Below are 20581 nucleotides of genomic sequence, written 5' to 3'. Positions count from 1 at the left end.
AGGAATGCAAAGTTTGACTGCCCCCTAGTTTCTGCAACCTTTCGTTATGGATTCGATTGACTATCCCCTGATTTGATTTAGACTTCATCTCGGCTAGAAAGAAAGTTCTTTGTATATAAACATTTCGTTGGATTACTAGTAACCCCGTTGTGTTGTACGCAATAGCAATAAACTTTTCCACGCTATCAGTGCCACAATTGGCTCACTATAAAAATTAAATTTTAGGATATCATCATGTCTAACACAGTTACTGGTACAGTAAAATGGTTCAACGAAACTAAAGGCTTCGGCTTCATTCAACAAGAAAACGGTCCAGACGTATTCGCACACTTCTCTGCAATCACAGGCGACGGTTTCAAAACTCTTGCTGAAGGCCAAAAAGTTGAGTTCGTAGTATCTCAAGGTCAAAAAGGCCCACAAGCTGACAGCATCAAAGTACTTTAATTTAGTATTTTAAAGCTTTCTAAAAATAGCCAGCCTCTGCTGGCTATTTTTTTACCCGCTATTCAGAGATTTAAGGTAATATTCCCCCTCACTATTTCTACCTAAGACACCCTCTCAATGGCTCTTAAACCGACAATCTACAAGTTTCGTATCTCTTTAACCGATATGAATCGCGACTATTACGACTCTTTTAATCTAACGGTTGCACAACACCCTTCTGAAACAGAACAGCGAATGATGGCTCGAATCATGGCTTTCTGTATCAATGCATCTCCTGAACTTGAGTTCACTAAAGGGTTGTCTAGCATTGAAGAACCCGATTTATGGCAGAAGTCGTTAGACGATCAAATCCTAGAATGGGTTGATGTAGGCGAACCTGATCCAGAGCGTGTTAAGAAGGCAACTCGCCTATCTAAATCAGTACGCGTATTCAGCTTCAACACTAAATCAAACGTTTGGTGGGAACAGAACAAAGGTAAATTCGGTTACCTAAAAGCTCAGATCGTTCGTCTAGACAACGATGGTATTGAGCAGCTAGCAGCGATGACACAACGTACGATGGATCTTTCAGTCATGCTGTCGGGTAACTCTGCTTTCGTTAACAGCGATACTCAATCTGCAGAAGTAACGTGGGAAGAGCTACAGAGTAATGACTGAGCGTCCAACCCCGAAGAGTTCGCAAACAGAAGCTAGCCAGCTAGAAAAAGCCAAGCAGCAAGCCGACGCGCAGCTAGAAATCAAAGCCAAACAACAAGCTAGAACCAAGCTTCACCAGTGTTTAAAAGAAGCAGGTTTAGATTCAGTCAAAGCGCTCTCAACAGGCTACGAGAAAGAGCTATCGTCATTTATTGATGAAAACCACGCTTTGTTTAAACACGCCTGTGAGAACAAACCGGACAACTCTGCACGTCAGACGTTGCTTGGCCTGCTAACTAAAGTACATATCGATGCAAGCTATCGCTTTGAAAGCAATAAAGAAGCGAATGAGGCGATGCAAAATGTATTCGATAATACAGTGGGCTCTGAGCACAGCGACAAGTTTCAAAACTCTAACGCTCAACAGTTAAAACTAGTCACGCATTTGTGGTTGTTCATTCAAGGACGACTAGGAATGGATTACAGCCTAGCCAATGATCATGCTGCTGTGGCCGCTACGCTACTGTCTCGTATATCGAGAAGCAGTGATGATGAGATTCGCGTAGAGTTCATGGCCAGTTTTTATGATGGTTTGAACATCTATCAAGCCGAGAACAAGCCATCCGGCATTGTTCACCACTTAAAGCGTCTGTTTAATCTTTCTTAAGCACTCCACCAGCGATTGATTCTAGTTACGCTTTATATGCTTTCAACAAACGTTAAGATATAGAGCGTGCTTTTTCTGCTTGGCCGCAACAGATTCCCTATTACGATCATTCTTCACTCTAGGGAATGACGGCATTCGTAGTCATTGCTGTTTACTTCATTACAGGCGTAAAAAAGCCCCGCAGAAAGCGAGGCTTAGAATATTTTCAACGAACATCAATTTACAGAGGCTAAATCGCGTTCATCAAATAACGAAACGTATTAACGCAGGCCGTGTAAGAATTCGTGGCGCGTTGCTGGGTTTGATCTGAAAATACCGCCCAGAGCTGTTGTTGTGGTTTCGCTAGTTGCATCCATCACACCACGAGACTTCACGCAGTAGTGAACGGCATCCATGGTGACAGCAACGTCATCAGTTTCGAGTAGAGTTTGCAATGCAACAAGGATCTGCTGAGTCATACGTTCTTGAACTTGTGGACGCTGAGCAAAGAATCGAACAATACGATTAATCTTTGAAAGGCCGATGATTTTCCCACGCGGAATATAAGCGACCGCAGTCTTACCATCAATCGTCACTAAGTGGTGCTCACAAGTACTGGTCACAGTAATGTCTTTTACTCGTACCATCTCACGAACGCCCATCTTGTTTTCGATTACCGTAATTTTAGGGAAATTAGCGTAATCCAAACCAGAGAAAATTTCATCCACGTACATTTTAGCAATACGTTGCGGTGTTTCTTCCAGACTATCGTCCGTAAGATCAAGTTCAAGGAGAGTGAGAATCTCACGCATATGGTGTTCGATTCGTTCCTTTTTCTCTTCTCGGCTAACCTGGTTAGGACTCATTGGTGTCTCTAATCCGCGGCTTGCTAGCGCATCTTTAACCAACTTCGCTGATTCGCTAAGACCTGACATTGAACTTCCTCTTTTATTACCCCTTCTGGATGGCAAACAAGGATACTCGGAATTTTGAATAAATACACCCATATTTTAAGGGAGGTCATTATTTACGGGGCTTAAACTATGCTAAAGTGGCTGCAATTTCGTTGGCGAACCATCATGATTTGATAATTATTGAATCCCTATTGCCAACCACCAAATCAAAATAATAACGATCAAAGGATTTCAATTATGGGCTGTTGCGACGCTCCGGGCTTGATGCCAATTGAAGAAGCACTAGATAAGCTGCTATCACCAATTCAACCTATTCAAGCGACCTTATCACTGCCATTAGCAGAAGCATTGGGTTACGTACTTGCTGAAGATATTCTATCCCCTATTTTTGTACCTCCTTTTGATAACTCAGCAATGGACGGCTATGCACTGCGCTTAGCAGACCTAGAGAACGGTAAAGTGCTGCCTTTAGCGGGCAAGTCCTATGCAGGTCAACCATTTGAAGGTGAATGGCCAGCAAACACCTGCATTCGCATTATGACTGGCGCAAAGATCCCGGAAGGTTGTGACGCTGTAATCATGCAAGAAAATACTCGCGAAACCGATGCGGGCATCGAAATTCAGCAAGACGACATCAAACTGAACAACAATATTCGCCCTACCGGTGACGACATCAAACAAGGTGACATCGTTCTTAGCCGTGGCGAACGTTTAACGCCTCGTGATATCCCAATGATTGCTTCACTCGGTGTGAGTCATGTGACTGTGGCACACAAACCTAAAGTCGCTTTCTTCTCTACTGGCGATGAGCTAAAACCGCTAGGCCAGCCTCTTGAAGATGGCCAAATCTACGACAGCAACCGCTACGGTATTAAACCGCTGATTGAAGCATTTGGTTGTGAAGCGATTGACCTAGGCATCATCCCAGATTGCCCTGCAACGCTTAAAGAAACCTTCGAGAAAGCTCAAGAACTCGCGGATGTTGTTGTGACTTCTGGCGGTGTGAGTGTGGGTGAAGCGGATTACACCAAAGATATTTTGGAAGAACTCGGCCAAATCGGCTTTTGGAAGCTAGCAATCAAGCCAGGTAAACCGTTCGCATTTGGTGAGCTAGACAACGCGTGGTTCTGTGGCCTACCGGGTAACCCTGTTTCTGCAATGATGACCATGTACGTTTTAGTTCAACCTATGCTGGCTAAATTGGCTGGTCACACCGCATGGACAGCACCAGAATCGATTCCTGCTATCACTAAGTCTGCATTCAAAAAAGGCCCAGGCCGTACTGATTATCAACGTGGCATCTACTCGATCGAAAACGGTCAGTTTGTAGTAGAAACAACAGGTAACCAAAGCTCCGGCGCTTTCCGCTCAATGAGCTTAGCAAACTGCTTTGTGGTACTAGAGCGCGAACGTGGCCGTGTTGAAGTCGGTGAAACGGTTCAGATTCAACTGTTTAACTCGACGCTTTACTAACGAGGCTTGCTGATGGAAATACTGTCTGACGCAGAGATGCTTCGTTACAATCGCCAGATCATTCTCAAACAGTTTGATTTTGAAGGTCAAGAAGCTCTGAAACAGAGCTCAATCTTAGTGTTAGGTGCAGGTGGTTTAGGCTGTGCCTCTGCTCAATACCTTGCGACTGCGGGCATTGGTAAGCTAACGCTGATCGACGACGATGTTGTCGAGCTTTCAAATTTGCAGCGACAAGTACTTCACACCGATACTGATATTGGTAAGAAGAAGGTCGATTCTGCCGCTGAATCTTTGCAGGTATTGAACCCGCATCTGACGATTGAAACTGTCGAACACAGGCTTGATGACGAGGCGCTGGCGAAGCTTATTGAAATGCATTCACTCGTACTTGATGCCAGTGACAACGTCGAAACGCGCAATCAGTTGAACCGCTTATGTTACGCATCAAAAACGCCTCTAGTATCGGGCGCTGCGATTCGCATGGAAGGTCAGATTAGCGTATTCACTTATCAAGATGAAAATGCACCTTGCTACCAGTGCTTGAGCGCTCTATTCGGCAACGCTGCTCTAAGCTGTGTTGAAGCCGGTGTGATGGCACCTGTTGTTGGCATGGTGGGCGCGGCTCAGGCTTTGGAAGCTATCAAGGTTATTGCCAAGTTTGGACAACCAAAGCAAGGCAAACTTTTGATTCTTGATGCCATGTCGCACAGTTGGCGTGAAATGAATTTAATGAAAATGCCTAATTGTTCAGTGTGTGGATAAACTAAATCATATCCCCTCTTATCGAAAACCTAAGCCTTGACTTTATGTCAGGGCTTTTTTAGGTCTCTACATCAGCTTCTCATATCGCTTTATCAATTTGAAAGACTTTATGAGAGATTAGTTTCATTTGAGTTCTCATTTTGAGAATACAATAAAAAACCCAAAACTTTAAAATATAAAAGTTAAAAATCAACGAGTTAAAAATGGCACGTAACTTGTAAAAGTATCTATACCTTCCATCACAAGGATGTAGATATGAGAATTACAACGTTAAGTTTGCTATTAAGTGCGCCATTGGTCGCCAACGCAGCGCCCTTCGATACCTGCCCGAGTAAGGCATACCTCTTTCAATCCACCCCAGTGCAAGTTTGGGGCGTTAACCTAGTGACAGGCTCAACCACCCTGTTAGAAGACGATACAGGCATGAATGCCAACATCAATGGTGTAGGTTTCGACTTTCAAGACAGATATATTTATGGCTATGACACCTCCAACAAACGCTTAGTGCGTCTTGGCCAAGACTTCCAAGCAGAGGTCATCAACACAAGTGGCTTACCAACCGATCACACCTTTTATGTAGGCGATGTCTACGACCATGTTTACTACCTATACCGCACAGGTAAGGGACTGTTCACCGTTGACCTATCGCCTTTAGATGCCGATCCAAATGCGACTGTTACCGTTAACAAAATTGTAGGCAGCCCAGCAACCGTAAAATTGACTGATTTCGCCTTTCATCCAAGTGATGGCTCTTTATATGGTATCGATAATAACTCTGGTGGCTTATACAGCTTCAACCCTACAACTGGTGCCGAAACCTACATCGGAGACACCGGCGAGTTAGGTACATTCGGTGCTGGCTATTTTGATGTCAACGGCTACTACTACGTATCTCGAAACCAAGACGGTAAAATTTACCGTATCAATCTGTCTCCAGACAACGCTGCCAATATCGCGGCAGGTATTGTTCCAGCCGTTGAATTTGTTTCGAATGGCCCAGCTTCTGGTCAAAACGATGGTGCTCGTTGTGCCAACGCACCTGTTGTTGATGAAGACTCAAACATCGACTTCGGTGACGCACCAGACAGCTACCTAACGTTACTGGCGAGCAATGGTCCTCGACATGAACTTGATGGCATCACATGGTTAGGTACAACGCCTCCAGATGCGGATCTAGATGGTTATGTCACACCTCAATCAGATGAAACTGTCGGGGTGGATGATGAATGGGCAAACGGTGGTATCGGTTTTGTTACCGCACTTGAAGCCGGACTTGATTCGAAAGTTGTGATTGAAGCTTCAACAACCGGTTACCTTTCAGCTTGGATCGACTGGAACCAAGATGGCAGCTTCGATGGTGCTAACGAGCAAGTATTTACCGACTATCAATTGGATGCTGGTGAAAACGATCTGTTCCTAAATGTCGATATCAACGCACTAACGGGGACTACTTGGGCTCGCTTCAGATTCAGTCAACAAACCAATCTAAGTTACTTTGGTGGTTCAACCTCTGGTGAGGTGGTTGATATTCAAGTTGATGTTCTTAACGACGGCGCTAAAGCCCGTTACTTCCCAAGTGCTTCTGGCTACGCAACGCTCGCGTACGAAGATAACTGGCCATATAAAGCAGATTACGACATGAACGATGCTGTTCTTATGTATCGTATTACCGAGATCCTTAAAGATGGAAAAGTCGTTAAATCCACTATCGACGGACGGTTAGCTGCTGTCGGGGCATCGTACAGAAATGGTTTTGCTGTTCGACTTCCTAATTTAGACCCGAGCTTAGTAAGTAGTGGTAACTCTTACATGAAACACAACGGTGTATTCACTGACCTCGACTTAGAAGATGGACGTAGCGAAGCAATATTTGTAATCGCCAATGACCTGACAGAAAAAATCAGCACTGGCTGTACCTTCTACCGCACCAGTAATGGATGTAAAGAGGATGAGCAGTTCTCATTCCAAATTGGTATTACTTTAGCCGGTGACGGTGTGAGTACTGGCAGTTGGACCGATATGCCTTACGACCCGTTCATTTTTGCAACGCCTGGGTATTATCACGGTGAAAACCTACCTCTACATCCAGGGCGCAGCTGGGAGGTTCACTTGCCAGACCAAGCGCCAACCGAGGCCTTTGATACCGATAACCTCTTTGAAGCTGGATTAGGTGTCGATGACAGTAATCCATCAACAGGTAAATATTTCAAAACAGCAGAGAACCACCCTTGGGCACTGATCATTACGTCAACCGATGAATGGGAATGGCCGCTAGAGTATGTGGATATTGTTACCGCTTACCCTGAGTTCAAACAATACGCAGAGTCCGGTGGTGACTCGAACCAGACATGGCACCAATCACCAGCAGACAATCAACGCTACGAACCTTAAGGAGAGACGTTATGACTATTCACAATAAACACTATCGAGAAACTCATTGCGTTGATTCAAATCGCAACCTAGCTAAGGAAGATGGTATGTCTGCACACAGAACTTGGAACATGAAGAAATCGTTAACTGTTATTCTCGCTGTCACTCCACTGATATTAGTTGGGTGTGGAGGCGGCGGTGGAGGTGGCGGCAGTGCTTCGACACCATCTCCAGCAACACCGTCGACGCCAGCAGCGCCTTCAACTCCAGTAACAGGAACGACATCTCCAGCGACAAGTGCAGCAGCGACACCAATCTATACGATGGCCGATGTAGTCGTACCCGACGGCTTTGATTACAGCTCTATTGAGCAGTTTGATCTCGATATCGACATTAGCAGCATTTCAACGGCTCGCTCATTTGTCACGGTTTATAGTCGTTTCAGCACAAGGGATGACTCGACCTTTAAACCGGACTATTCGAGTAAAGTGATTGCAGGCTCGTTAAATAATGGGGTATTCGCGTCTAACTTTACGGCTCCAGTCAATCACGAATCACTGTTGGTCGAAATTTGGTTTTATGACGGTCAGCCGCCATTACAACAAGTGGTTTCTAGCGGCGATTCTCAGATTGTCTGGCAGTAAGTCGTTAACAGCAGGTAAGTCGTTTAACAGCAGGTAACTTGTCGTCAGCGAGGTCTATGACGAAACAGATTCAAAATTGATTCTTTGTAGGTAGAAAGTGAGCAGAAATGCTCACTTTTTTATTTTCGCCGATGAGCGGCTAATTCAGCTTTCTTAGCGAGTAGCATTCACTTTACCACCAATCTCACTTATATTTTAAATATAACCTTCAACGACTTACTCTCATGAAACAGTTTAAAATCGGTCTCTTTATATTGATGTGTGGTGTGGGGGTGCTATTGGCCCTTACCTATTTCCCGCTAACATCTGAGACGGGACAACGCATTCAAGCCAAAGTAATTTCGAACACGCTCACTCAGTCCTTAGATGGGCACAGGCGTTATCTTACGGTTCAGACAAAAGATAATGACGTATTTCGCGTCTCTATTGCTCCAACCACAGACTGCCCTATTGATTCTATGGTCGCGCTTGATACATTAAACCATCAAATAACCGGACAAAGCAGTTATCAGTTCATCCACTGTCGAGCAGCACAGTAGCTATCGATACAACAACAAGAATGGATATAACAATAATGAATCAGCCACTCATCTCACCACAACAACTTCAACAACGTTTGCTAGAAAAAAGCAACATCGTCATCCTTGACGCCAGTATCGAGTTCCAAATTCCAAGTGAGTCAGAAAAGGTCAAAGGACAGATGATTCCTGGGGCTATTCGTTTTGATTACGACAAAGACTTTTGCAACAAGCACACCCTGCTTCCTCACATGTTCCCGTCTGAGAAGCACTTTAACACTCGCGCAAAAGAAATTGGCATCAATCAAGACAGTACGATTGTGGTTTACGATAACTCAGGAACCTTTGCTTCCCCTCGTGCGTGGTGGATGTTTATGGCGATGGGACACAACGACGTATACGTCTTAGATGGCGGTTTACCTGCATGGGTTGAAGCTGGTTACACGACCGAGACTGACTATCGCACCGAAGTAAAAGCGGGCAATTTTGAAGGCCATATTCAAGACAACTACTTTGTCAGTGCTCAACAGATCGAAAGTTACTCTACTGACAAGAGCGCAAACATTATCGATGCTCGCTCTCAAGCTCGCTTTGATTCAGAAGTTCCTGAACCACGAGAAGGCTTACGCAGCGGGCATATTCCGAACTCAATTTGCCTACCATTTGCACAAGTACTCGATAACGGCAAGCTTAAGTCCCAAGAAGAACTTGTCGATATCTTTTCAACGTTGCAATTTACCCCTTCTCAGCCGATGTTCTTCAGTTGTGGTTCTGGAGTAACAGCCTGCATCATATTATTGGCAGCTAAACTGGCTGGTTATTCAGGTGAAATAGGGGTTTACGATGGTTCATGGACTGAATGGGGTGCTAACGACAAACTACCAATCGCCGTGACTAAAAAGTAATTCAACTTCGCTTAATGCCACTAATGGAATATACTGCGATTGCATAAAGAGCTTACTGATAATGATGACCTCACACCTCACGAGGTAAGCCTTTATGTCGCAGTTAACGCTACCTTCATTTGAAACCAAGACTTAATGAGTGTTGTTTGCTCTTTAACCTACATAATTTTAATAACCATAATTTGTGATTAATCATAGACTAATCGTTATCTACTTTATGAATATTAATTTTTCACTCAAGAATCTCTTCTCGTAGTCGTTACACTATTTAATCATTAATACTTTCATCTTTGATGTTTGTATCTTTCGTTGCATGAATCACGCTGACGAGCCAATAGGTCGTCGTCTGCACTCTGTGGAAAGCAGTAACCAACAAAAGGCATCTCATGGCTCTATTTAAGAAAAATATCTGGTCTCTGTACGCGTTTATCGTACTCCTGACCCTGATACTTTTCGCCGCGTTGGGGGTAACAAATTGGAAAGCAAACAGAGACGACTTCACAGAACAGCAACACATTCAGGTGGAACTTTTTTCTAGCTCTGTCAACTCACTGCTGACCAGTCAAGAAGCCTTGTTAGAAGTGGTCGGCCATCAACTGGCTCAACAGTCTGACTTTACACGTACTGCGTCTATCCAAATTAGGCCAATTTTAGACAAGCTACTTGAAACCCACCCAGCTATAGCAGCATTTGGCTTGTTAAACACTGAGGGTGACTATCTCTCTGTCAGCTCAAATCTCCAACTTGCGAATCAAAAGAACTTACTGCAATACACGGCGACGAGAGATTCCTTTTTAGACGCCTTATCCAGCAGTAGCATGGTGCTTGGGCGTACTTATTATCAAGAGACATTGAAAAGCTTGGTTATCCCGCTGAGAAAATCCATTTCAATCGATGGCAAAAAGACCGATGCAGTCATGACCGCAGGACTACGATTAGACGCCACAATCGTATTTGAAAACAATGCCCATGCGGGAACTTTCAACACACTGAGCCTAATCAGAACAGACAACTATCGCCAATTTTATTCAAGTGATATCGAATCTGTAAGTGCGTATTCCGCTCCTGTCGCTAAAGATATCACACAACGTATTGAGCGCACCTTTACCGAACACTTCGGTATTAGCGTACAAGAAGCGATGAATGGGAAAGGAACCTACTCCTTTGTTGTCGATGATGAGCAATACCACTCTTTGATGAGCGCCAAATACATCCCAAACTACAAACTATGGGTGGTTGGACGTACTGACCTGGCTCACGTCGATAGTATATTTGTACGAGAGTTCAGCATCCTTTTCGTTGCCTTTATTTTTCTTCAACTCGGTTTCTACTTTTTGGTGAAGTCAATTGCCAAGAACGAACAACGCACTCGCAGCCAACTCATTTACCAGGCTAACCATGACCCATTAACCTCTCTGCCAAACCGTTTGTACATGCGTAAAAATATTGGCAAATGGATTGACGATGAGTCAGAAGAATTTTCGCTACTATTTATCGATATCGATAACTTTAAATGCGTCAATGACACCCACGGGCATGACTTTGGCGACAAGGTTCTCAAGCAAATCGCTTTGCGTTTGATGAGGTTCCGATCTCGCCTTAGCCTATTGGTACGTGAATCAAGCGATGAATTCTTGTTCTTAACGCCCTTGTCGAATGAAGCTGAGATTAAACGACTCGCCAAGCGCATAATTGAAGTTCTTTCTCAGCCTTATGAACTTAAAAATGCTCAGTTTTTGTTAGGTTGTAGTATCGGCATAGCGCGTTTCCCTGAGCACGGAAAAGATCTGGATAGCCTATTACGTTCTGCCGATATATCGATGTACAAAGCAAAACAACAGCAAAACTCGTACAGTATTTTCACGACGGAAATGCAAGAAGCGCACCTCTATAAAATGAAAGTAGAGCAAAGACTACGTATCGCTATCGAGAAGCAGACCCTGTTCATGGTTTTTCAGCCACTGGTTCGTGCAAATGAGAGTATTCATGGTGTAGAAGCACTCGTTCGCTGGATTGATGACGAGTTGGGCTTTGTTCCGCCAGATGTCTTTATACCGATAGCTGAGAACACGGGCTTAATGCAAAAACTGGGGACTTTTATTATTGAGTCCAGCATTATGCAAATCGCCCACTTGCATCGAACAACGGAACAAAAGATCGGGCTCTCGATCAACATATCAGTGCGTCAGTTTTCTCATCGATCCTTCTCTGAGCACTTGTTCGCGACACTAGAAAAGTATCAACTATTTCCTAGCTGTTTAACGCTAGAAATTACGGAGAGCTTATTCATTGAAGATGTGACTTTGGTGAAACCGACTTTTGAAGCCCTCAAAGAGAAGAATATAAAGATCTCTTTAGATGATTTTGGTACAGGCTATTCATCACTAAGCATGTTGAAAGCACTACCTATCGATGAGCTTAAAATCGATAAGAGCTTTATTGAGAACATTGCTGTCGATCAGCAGTCACTCACAATGGTGCAAAACATCATCGCAATCGGTAAGAACTTCGGCATGGTGGTATTAGCAGAAGGCGTAGAATCAAACGAACACTTCACAATTCTAAAGGCATGTGGATGTGACTTAATGCAAGGCTATTACTTCTCTCGCCCTATTCCTTATGATGAGCTGGCTACTCACCTAAACAAGCAGATGACTGAGCACGCGGAATGTTCTGTTTAACAACGTGAGTTAAATAGACGAGCAAAATAAATAAGGTAGGCGGATAAACCTACCTTATTTTCTGGGTGTTTTTCCATCGGTTATTTATTCATTTCACTATGCATTACATCTATCAACTGCCCGGAAGGATCTCCTGATAATTCCCAAGTAAAAATTCCGCCTAGGTCTGATTTCTTCGCCCATTCTGCCTTTGCTTTAATAGAACGTTGATCTTCAAAAGATATGAATACCTTTTTATCTGGGTTCCACAAATAAGGTGCTTGAGCTTGTTCATCGTACTTGTACTCATAACCTTGTTTGCTGCTGTAGTTATTTATAAGATCCCAGAACATAAAGTAACCATTTTCACCGGTACCAAACTGCGCCCCTTGTTCAGAAACCAGATCACCTTTGGGCAACTCACCAGCAAAATCTTTTGTCCCTTGCCAGCCTCGACCATAAAAAGCCGCCCCGATCACGAGCTTCTCGCTAGGAATACCTTGCTCAATCATTTGATTAATGAAGACATCAGCTCCCATTCCCCACCAACTGCGCTCTGTAGCATGCAAGTTTGTTGTGTGACCAGTCTGAGTTCCCCACCCACCAAGGAAGTCATACGTCATCGCAAACATGTTCGTCAAATATGGGCTGGCTGCATTCCAGTCAATTTGTGCAGATTTAGCACCAACACCGACAGCTGTTGAAAGCTCGTAATCTCTTTGAGTCGTCTTTGATAGAGCATCCAAATCACTTCTAATTGTTTTTACCAAAAGTGTAAACGCTTCACGCTCTAGTGCTTTTTGCTCATCGGTTAGTTTAGTCTCTGGGTTCCAAGGCGAAGTAGTTAAGCCGCCGCCTCCTGGGTATTCCCAATCAAGATCAATACCATCAAAAAAGTCATATTTTTGAATCAACTCAACAGCAGTTTTTGAAAAGTGTGCAATGGCTTTAGGATCTTTTGCCATCGCATGGAAAGGTTCAGACATTGTCCATCCACCAAATGATGGCAATATTGTAATGTCTTTATTGTCGGCTTTAAGCTGAGCTAATTGAGCAAAGTGGCCTTTATAGCCAACATCAACATCCACGTCTCCAAAATCGACTTCTAACGCAGCTTCTTTATCCACAATAATCGCGGTATATGGTTGTTTGTTTGCACATTGCTGCTTAATTTGTTTTTGGACTGGCTCACCAGCACCGCTATGAGGCCCACACATACCCAAGAAGGCGTAAATAATATGTGAGAGCTTGTCTGCAGGTATGTCGTCAACGGTATAAGGGTTGTCTTTATTCAGATATTGCCAATCCGCAAAATACCCTGCGACGACTTTATCATCGGCATGTGCTGTAGGTGTGAGTATACAAGCCGCGGCTATTGAGCTAAGCCCAAAGATAGAAATAGATTTAAAGATAGAACTTGATTGGTCACTGTTGCTAGAAATAGCGTGTGTGATAAATGACAGTTTCATAATTATCTCCTTTAGTGTGGCTTAACATTAAAGAGTGATAATTCTTTCAACCGCTGAACAAATTCACTATTCGAGTCATATCTAATAGTTACCCCACTTATTACACTGGTTTCATTAGGGAGGAATTGCCATGATTACTCAAATAGTGAATTCAACGAAATATGAATGTCTTACTATTCACTGCCGTTTGGTTTATTCACGTTAAGTTGTTCATCTAAGTTAAGTACGGTCAAAGCATTACTTACGCTGGTTGCTATCACGTCTACCACGCCGGTTCTTAGTGCACCTAGTAAAGCTAATGGTTTACTGTTCTCGGCAGCGATGGCAATGACTTCTGCAATTGGGCGGAATTCTTCCAAGGCCAAACCAATCACACGGTCACTCATTACTGTGTTTGCTGTTTTACCGTGAACATCGAAAAAATCATAACCCGCAAAGTCACCGACGACACCTTGTAATAAACGAGATTGAACGACCTCACCTGCGGTAAACCAGCCTAAGTCGACCATATAGCTGTTTTCGCTCATATCACCGATACCGACCAAAGCGACATCGGCTTTTCGAGCGAGATCGAGTGTCTGCTTAACGGTGCTGTTTTCCATGAATGCGGTTTTTTGCGCTTTATTCTCGGCATAAGCCGGCGCGTATAAGGTTTCAGAAGATCCACCGTACTTTTTGGCTAGCTGCCTGCATATATGGTCGGCGTTAAACATACCGCCTCTTGGGTGAATACCGCCGATACCACACACGAATTTACAGTCTCGTGGCGTAATGACGCCAGTGTGGTGAGCAACAGACGATACGTTTCGCCCTTGCCCTACTGTCACTACCATACCGTTTTTCAGTGTACTGGTAAGATAGTTAGACACTAAACCCGCAACCTGTAATCGCTGCTTCTCTTCATTTGGTTGGTCTAGTGCCACAAGCGCTCGCTTTACACCAAATCGTTCGATCAAACGTTGCTCGATCTTCGCACTAAAGACGGGGTGGTATTTCACGGTGATCTCAACAATGCCCTCATCTCTGGCTTGCTTGAGCATTCGACCAACCTTTGCACGGGAGATAGAGTACTTTTTAGATATCTCTTCTTGCGTGGCACCATCTTGATAATAAGCAACCGCTACTTCAGTGAGGAGATCAGTGTTTTCTTCGGAAACATCTTGGATATTCTTACTCATATACCACTCAACCAATATTTAACAATTATTTTACCTGCTTAAAGAACAAATGTTCGATGCTTAAGCAAGTGATACACAAGTTTACACCCCGAACATATGTAACATCAAGGTACATTTGCTCATCGTCATAACCATGGTTTTGTTGTTGATTAATTCACCTCACTTTGCTCGTTAAACGTTTGCTTGCATACCCCATGATTACTAGAGCGAAATATATTTGACTGAAGTCACCATACAGCACTATTTACCGTTGACTTTGGGGCTAGATCGGATAAATATGGCTACATCATTTACTCATCGAGCGATCAAATGTTCTGTGCAAATGTTCGTTCGGAGAAAAATTTAAATTAATGTAAGTTTGGCTCACTGGTACAACCATTGAGAACTTCATTAGTTAGCTTGCAAATGCCCACACCTCTCCCATTAAAGGGGTGTTCTGCGATACATAGGATGATCAAAATGAGCAATAAATTAGAGCAACTTCGTAAACTAACAACTGTTGTAGCTGACACTGGCGATATCGAAGCTATCAGCAAGTACACTCCTGAAGATGCAACAACTAACCCATCTCTAATTCTTAAAGCTGCTCAAATTGCTGAGTACGCTCCTCTAATCGATGCTTCTATCGAATACGCAAAAGCGCAAAGTGGCGATAAAGCACAGCAAGTTCAAGATACTTGCGACATGCTTAACGTGAACATCGGTAAAGAAATCCTGAAAGTTGTACCTGGCCGTATCTCTACTGAAGTAGATGCTCGTCTTTCTTACGACATGGAAGGCAGCGTTGCTAAAGCTCGTCAACTTATCAAAATGTACAACGACGCTGGCATCACTAACGACCGCATCCTTATCAAACTAGCTTCTACTTGGGAAGGCATCCGTGCTGCTGAAATCCTAGAGAAAGAAGGCATCAACTGTAACCTAACGCTTCTATTCTCTTTCGCTCAAGCTCGTGCTTGTGCTGAAGCTGGCGTATTCCTAATCTCTCCTTTCGTAGGTCGCATCATGGACTGGTACAAAGCGAAAGAAGGTCGTGATTTCGAAGCTTCAGAAGATCCAGGCGTAATCTCAGTTTCAGATATCTACAACTACTACAAAGACCACGGCTACAAGACTGTTGTTATGGGCGCAAGCTTCCGTAACATCGGCGAGATCCTTGAACTTGCGGGTTGTGACCGTCTAACTATCGCTCCTCAACTTCTAGCAGACCTAGAAGCAGCAGAAGGCGAAGTAGTAGAGAAGCTTATCGACTCTAACGGTACAAAAGAGCGCCCAGCAGCGATGACTCACGCTGAGTTCCTATGGGACCACAACCAAGATGCAATGGCTGTTGAGAAACTGGCTGAAGGCATCCGCAACTTCGCCGTTGACCAAGGCAAACTAGAAGACATGATCGCAGCTAAGCTGTAATCACTCTTACCAAATTCAAATAGGGGAACGTTCAGTTCCCCTACTTTTATCAATTTTGTTTTTCTTAATTTTTATTCGGAAGTTCTTATGAATCGCAAACATCTAGCTAACGCTATTCGTGCTCTAAGCATGGACGGCGTACAACAAGCAAACTCTGGTCACCCAGGCGCACCTATGGGTATGGCTGATATCGCTGAAGTACTTTGGCGTTCTCACCTAAACCACAACCCAGCAAACCCAGAGTGGGCTGACCGCGACCGTTTTATCCTGTCTAACGGCCACGGCTCAATGCTGATTTACTCTCTGCTTCACCTAGCAGGTTACGAGCTTTCAATTGAAGATCTTAAGAACTTCCGTCAACTGCACTCTAAGACTCCAGGTCACCCAGAGTACGGCTACGCACCAGGCATCGAAACAACGACTGGTCCTCTAGGCCAAGGCATTACTAACGCTGTTGGTATGGCTATGGCTGAGAAAGCGCTAGCTGCACAGTTCAACAAAGAAGGCCACGACATCGTAGACCACTACACTTATGCATTCATGGGTGATGGCTGTCTGATGGAAGGTATTTCTCACGAAGCATGTTCTCTAGCAGGTACGCTTGGTCTTGGTAAGCTGGTTGCTTTCTGGGATGACAACGGTATCTCTATCGATGGCGAAGTTGAAGGTTGGTTCTCTGACGATACACCTAAGCGTTTCGAAGCTTACGGCTGGCACGTAATCCCAGCGGTAGATGGCCACGACTCTGACGCTATCAACGCAGCGATTGAAGCGGCTAAAGCAGACCCTCGCCCTACTCTAATCTGTACTAAAACAGTAATTGGCTTTGGTTCTCCAAACAAAGCAGGTACGCACGACTGTCACGGTGCACCACTAGGCGCTGAAGAAATTGCAGCAACACGTAAAGAATTAGGTTGGGAGCACGGTCCTTTTGAAATTCCGTCGGAAGTTTACTCAGAGTGGGATGCGAAAGAAGCAGGCGCAACTAAGGAAGCAGCGTGGAACGAGAAACTTGCAGCTTATGAAGCAGCATACCCTGAGCTGGCAGCTGAATTCAAACGCCGCGTAAACGGTGACCTACCAGCTGAGTGGGAAGAGAAAGCATCGGCAATCATCGCTGATCTTCAAGCTAACCCAGCAAACATCGCATCACGTAAAGCATCTCAAAATGCTCTAGAAGCGTTCGGTGCTATGCTACCTGAATTCATGGGCGGCTCTGCTGATCTTGCGCCTTCTAACCTGACTATGTGGTCTGGTTCTAAGTCTCTTGAAGCAAACGACTTCTCTGGTAACTACATCCACTACGGTGTACGTGAATTCGGTATGACGGCTATCATGAACGGTATCGCTCTGCACGGTGGTTTCGTACCATACGGCGCAACGTTCCTAATGTTCATGGAATACGCGCGTAACGCTATGCGTATGGCTGCTCTGATGAAAACTCAGAACATCCAAGTTTACACGCATGACTCTATCGGTCTTGGCGAAGATGGTCCAACTCACCAACCAGTTGAGCAGATCGCTTCTCTACGTCTAACGCCAAACATGAGCACATGGCGCCCATGTGACCAAGTTGAGTCTGCTGTTGCTTGGAAACTGGCAATCGAGCGTAAAGATGGTCCTTCTGCACTTATCTTCTCTCGTCAAAACCTTGCACAACAAGATCGTGACGCTGAGCAAGTAGCAAACATCGCTAAGGGTGGTTACATCCTGAAAGATTGTGCTGGCAAGCCAGAGCTAATCATCATTGCAACGGGTTCTGAAGTTGAGCTAGCGGTTAGCGCTGCTGCTGAACTAACAGCTGAAGGTAAAGCGGTACGCGTAGTATCTATGCCTGCAACTGACGCATTCGATAAGCAAGACGTTGAATACCGCGAGTCTGTACTTCCATCTGACGTTACAGCACGTATCGCTGTAGAAGCTGGCATCGCTGACTTCTGGTACAAATACGTTGGTTTCGGTGGCAAGATCATCGGCATGACAACGTTCGGCGAATCTGCACCAGCAGGCGAGCTATTCAAGATGTTCGGTTTCACTACTGAAAACGTAGTAAACACAGCAAAAGAGATTCTTGCTTAGTCTTGATTAAATTGCCTCACCCTTAAATGGGTTGATGCATACTGAAAGCCCCGTATAAAAATGCGGGGCTTTTTTGTATCTGTTGGCTGTTAATCTATTAATTGTTGACTGTTCTTTTAGCTCACAAAAAAGCCCTGCAAATTTCGCAAGGCTTTCTCTTATCTCTCATTCAGCTTGTCTTTAACGGTTATTTCTCTTCGAAGCGCTTCGCCAAGTGATAGAACTCATTCACTTGCTCTTTTAGCTTAGTGGAGTGATCTTTCACGGAATGCGTTGCCACTAAGTTTTGCTCGGCGGTCGACGCGATAGACTGCATATGCAGGTTTACATCACTCGATAACTGACGCTGTTTATGCGCGGAGCTTTCAACCGACTGCATCAAATCGTTCATCGATTGCATTAAGGTTTCGACTTCAGACAAGCGCTCTGCACTCACCTTCGCCACATCCCCACACGCGTCCGTTTGCTCTCGGTTCGCCAGAATATCCTTTTGCCAGCCTTCAATCGTCGCTAGCATGGTGTCGATACTCTCTTTGATCTGAACCGTCGCCTTTGACGTGCGACCCGATAGTGCACGTACTTCGTCGGCAACCACCGCAAAGCCTCGTCCTTGCTCGCCCGCTCTAGCCGCTTCAATTGCTGCGTTTAGTGCCAACAAGTTGGTCTGTTCGGCAATTCCACCAATCTCTTCCATTATCTTGCTGACACTCTGCGCTTGGTCGCTCAATTGGTAAGTCGTTTGAGTCGCCTTTTCAGCCTGTGAAGCTAAGCTTTCTAAATTTCGATGGGTTTGATTAATACTCTCTTTAGCGCCAGCACAGGTTTGCAAAGTCACATCAACAATCTGGTGCGCTTCTTCTGTACGAGAAGAGACCTCATTCGCGGTTACTTCAACCTCTTCAGTCGCCTCTCGTACTTGAAGGATGTCTTTTGTTTGTTGGTCTAAGGCTTCTGATACTTCAAATGACGTGGCATTCAGGTTGTCCGCCAAATCCTGCAGTGGCTTGGCTGAGTCTGTCATGCGACCTAGTACCGTGCGGATTCTTGCAGACAATAATTTTAAGTGAAAATCGGCAACAGAGAACTGACTATTGCCTGAATAGACAAGGCGACTGACACTATCGAATTTAGATTGCAGCTTTTTTAACTGCAATGGAGTATCAATGAGCTCTTGTCGGAAAAGCAATGCTAATGCTGAAACAGGAAGTAAGCTCAACAACCATTGCGATACTTGCCCTACTTCGATCAGGTTTGAAATCAAAGGCGCGGCTAAAGAACCTAGTAATACTGCGTAACGAACACTGTCACTGATCTGTAACGACCATTGACGACCCGATCTCTCAGCCTTCAATAAGCTTTGGTAAGCCTTATCCGCGACTTGTACCCATTCGTTTTTAGGCTTAACACGAACCGATTGATAGCCACTCACCTTCCCGCCATCATAAATAGGGGTAACGTAAGCATCAACCCAGTAGTAACCACCAGATTGGGTTTTATTTTTTACGATACCGCGCCACGCTTTACCCTGCTTTAGGTTAACCCACATATCGGCAAAAGCCGCTTTGGGCATATCATTATGCCTCACGATATTGTGATGTTGCCCTAGCAATTCTTGTTGGCTGTATTCTGCGATGCGACAGAAAGCATCATTACTGTAAGTAATCACACCTTTAAGATCGGTAGTCGAGACAAGTTGTTCGTTTTCGCTTAGAAGCGTTTCACGAGATTGAGAAGATGAACTGACAGTCATTTATATTAACTTTTGTTAATTATTGTTTTAGGCGAGGAATATATACAATTATTAAAGTTATGACAAAATGTGAACGTCACATTTTATGTAAATGCCTGCTATTTATACAAAAATACGCCTGACACCTCACAAAGCTCAAAGCTTCACGTCTTTTCTCTTCTCTTCTCTTCTCTTCTCAAATTAGCGGTCATGACTCATCTAAGTTAACTGCAGTGGTAAATTTCACTGTTCGCATCGAAATTGAAGTGTGGAACTTGCGAATGTTTAAGTCTTTACGAAGCACTCGCTCAACAAAGTTTTCATACGCTTGGATATCTTTAACCGTAACAATCAGCATGAAGTCATAACTGCCTGAGATTTGATAGCACTGAGTCACCTCTGGAGCTTTAACAAGAGATCCACGGAATATCTGATAAATGTCCGCCCGATCACGCTCCATCTCCACAGATACCACTAGAGTCATCTTGTTACCGGTCAGTTCAGGGTTAATGATGGAGACATCACCGACAATCACTCCCTCTTCCCTCAATCGTTTCACTCGCTTTAAGCAAGCCGGAGGCGATAACCCAACCATCTCAGCCAATGTGAGGTTTGGGATTCGGTTGTTCTTCTGCAGTTCAACGAGAATATTCCTATCTATACGATCAATTTCCATAATTTCTCAAAGCTCTAACTTCGTGACCAATAATTTCGAATACTACGACAAATAAAAAATTGGAGTCG

Annotated in this window: 17 protein-coding genes; 12 read left to right on the top strand and 5 right to left on the bottom strand. The window is 44.3% G+C overall.

The features are described 5' to 3' along the window. Nucleotides 1-234 precede the first annotated feature (234 nt). From AC3CH3_RS21555 to AC3CH3_RS21545, 3 genes are all read left to right on the top strand, one after another. Nucleotides 235-444, top strand: a complete 210-nt coding sequence (locus AC3CH3_RS21555; RefSeq protein WP_010430417.1) for a cold-shock protein — start codon at nt 235-237, stop codon at nt 442-444. Nucleotides 445-561: 117 nt separating this feature from the next. Then, a complete protein-coding gene (locus AC3CH3_RS21550; protein ID WP_019822856.1) occupies nt 562-1101 on the top strand; it encodes a YaeQ family protein in 540 nt (179 codons plus the stop codon). Further along, entirely contained in the window at nt 1094-1747 is a 654-nt protein-coding gene (locus tag AC3CH3_RS21545) for a hypothetical protein (protein ID WP_488538387.1), read from the top strand. Before AC3CH3_RS21550 ends, AC3CH3_RS21545 begins: the two co-directional genes overlap by 8 nt. A 260-nt stretch (nt 1748-2007) precedes the next feature. Here AC3CH3_RS21545 and folE read toward each other — a convergent pair whose 3' ends face one another. Next, nucleotides 2008-2661 carry a GTP cyclohydrolase I FolE gene (gene folE / locus AC3CH3_RS21540; protein ID WP_017061725.1) on the bottom strand — a complete coding sequence of 218 codons (654 nt, stop codon included), beginning with the start codon at nt 2659-2661 and terminating at the stop codon, nt 2008-2010. A gap of 216 nt (nt 2662-2877) precedes the next feature. Between folE and moeA the strand changes: the two genes are divergently transcribed. From moeA to AC3CH3_RS21505, 7 genes are all read left to right on the top strand, one after another. Next, on the top strand, nt 2878-4113 hold the full coding sequence (moeA, locus tag AC3CH3_RS21535; RefSeq protein WP_488538386.1) for a molybdopterin molybdotransferase MoeA: 1236 nt from the start codon (nt 2878-2880) through the stop codon (nt 4111-4113). A 12-nt stretch (nt 4114-4125) separates the two neighbouring features. Continuing rightward, the gene (moeB, locus tag AC3CH3_RS21530; RefSeq protein ID WP_029405488.1) at nt 4126-4875 is read left to right on the top strand and encodes a molybdopterin-synthase adenylyltransferase MoeB; all 750 of its coding nucleotides are present in this window, start codon (nt 4126-4128) and stop codon (nt 4873-4875) included. A gap of 255 nt (nt 4876-5130) precedes the next feature. Beyond that, a complete protein-coding gene (locus AC3CH3_RS21525) occupies nt 5131-7266 on the top strand; it encodes an LruC domain-containing protein (RefSeq protein ID WP_488538385.1) in 2136 nt (711 codons plus the stop codon). An 11-nt stretch (nt 7267-7277) separates the two neighbouring features. Then, complete coding sequence (locus AC3CH3_RS21520; protein ID WP_488538384.1) at nt 7278-7889, top strand: hypothetical protein; 612 nt, start codon at nt 7278-7280, stop codon at nt 7887-7889. A 224-nt stretch (nt 7890-8113) separates the two neighbouring features. Continuing rightward, a complete protein-coding gene (locus AC3CH3_RS21515; RefSeq protein ID WP_488538383.1) occupies nt 8114-8428 on the top strand; it encodes a hypothetical protein in 315 nt (104 codons plus the stop codon). A gap of 35 nt (nt 8429-8463) precedes the next feature. Then, complete coding sequence (locus AC3CH3_RS21510; protein WP_488538382.1) at nt 8464-9312, top strand: sulfurtransferase; 849 nt, start codon at nt 8464-8466, stop codon at nt 9310-9312. A gap of 386 nt (nt 9313-9698) precedes the next feature. Next, nucleotides 9699-11993, top strand: coding sequence for a putative bifunctional diguanylate cyclase/phosphodiesterase (locus AC3CH3_RS21505; protein WP_488538381.1), 2295 nt, complete (start codon nt 9699-9701; stop codon nt 11991-11993). A gap of 80 nt (nt 11994-12073) precedes the next feature. Here AC3CH3_RS21505 and AC3CH3_RS21500 read toward each other — a convergent pair whose 3' ends face one another. Together AC3CH3_RS21500 and AC3CH3_RS21495 are read right to left on the bottom strand one after the other, a co-directional pair. Continuing rightward, nucleotides 12074-13441, bottom strand: a complete 1368-nt coding sequence (locus tag AC3CH3_RS21500) for a glycoside hydrolase family 18 protein (protein ID WP_488538380.1) — start codon at nt 13439-13441, stop codon at nt 12074-12076. Nucleotides 13442-13614: 173 nt separating this feature from the next. Further along, complete coding sequence (locus AC3CH3_RS21495; protein ID WP_488538379.1) at nt 13615-14619, bottom strand: sugar-binding transcriptional regulator; 1005 nt, start codon at nt 14617-14619, stop codon at nt 13615-13617. 459 nt (nt 14620-15078) lie between these two features. On the opposite strand from AC3CH3_RS21495, the gene tal reads away from it, so the two are divergent. Both tal and tkt read left to right on the top strand, forming a co-directional pair. Next, nucleotides 15079-16029 (top strand): transaldolase, encoded by a 951-nt coding sequence (tal, locus tag AC3CH3_RS21490; protein WP_009845571.1) that lies wholly within the window; start codon nt 15079-15081, stop codon nt 16027-16029. A gap of 87 nt (nt 16030-16116) precedes the next feature. Then, the gene (gene tkt / locus AC3CH3_RS21485) at nt 16117-18108 is read left to right on the top strand and encodes a transketolase (protein WP_488538378.1); all 1992 of its coding nucleotides are present in this window, start codon (nt 16117-16119) and stop codon (nt 18106-18108) included. A gap of 187 nt (nt 18109-18295) precedes the next feature. Here the strand turns inward: tkt and AC3CH3_RS21480 are convergent, their stop codons facing one another. Together AC3CH3_RS21480 and AC3CH3_RS21475 are read right to left on the bottom strand one after the other, a co-directional pair. Further along, nucleotides 18296-19858 carry a methyl-accepting chemotaxis protein gene (locus tag AC3CH3_RS21480; RefSeq protein WP_488538377.1) on the bottom strand — a complete coding sequence of 521 codons (1563 nt, stop codon included), beginning with the start codon at nt 19856-19858 and terminating at the stop codon, nt 18296-18298. A 187-nt stretch (nt 19859-20045) separates the two neighbouring features. Beyond that, a complete protein-coding gene (locus AC3CH3_RS21475) occupies nt 20046-20513 on the bottom strand; it encodes an Lrp/AsnC family transcriptional regulator (RefSeq protein WP_488538376.1) in 468 nt (155 codons plus the stop codon). Between the last annotated feature and the right edge of the window lie 68 nt (nt 20514-20581).

The organism is Vibrio sp. QJM3NY_35, assembly GCF_057785915.1.
Note: the sequence above shows the minus strand (reverse complement) of the source record. Positions and strands in the feature narration are given on the sequence as shown.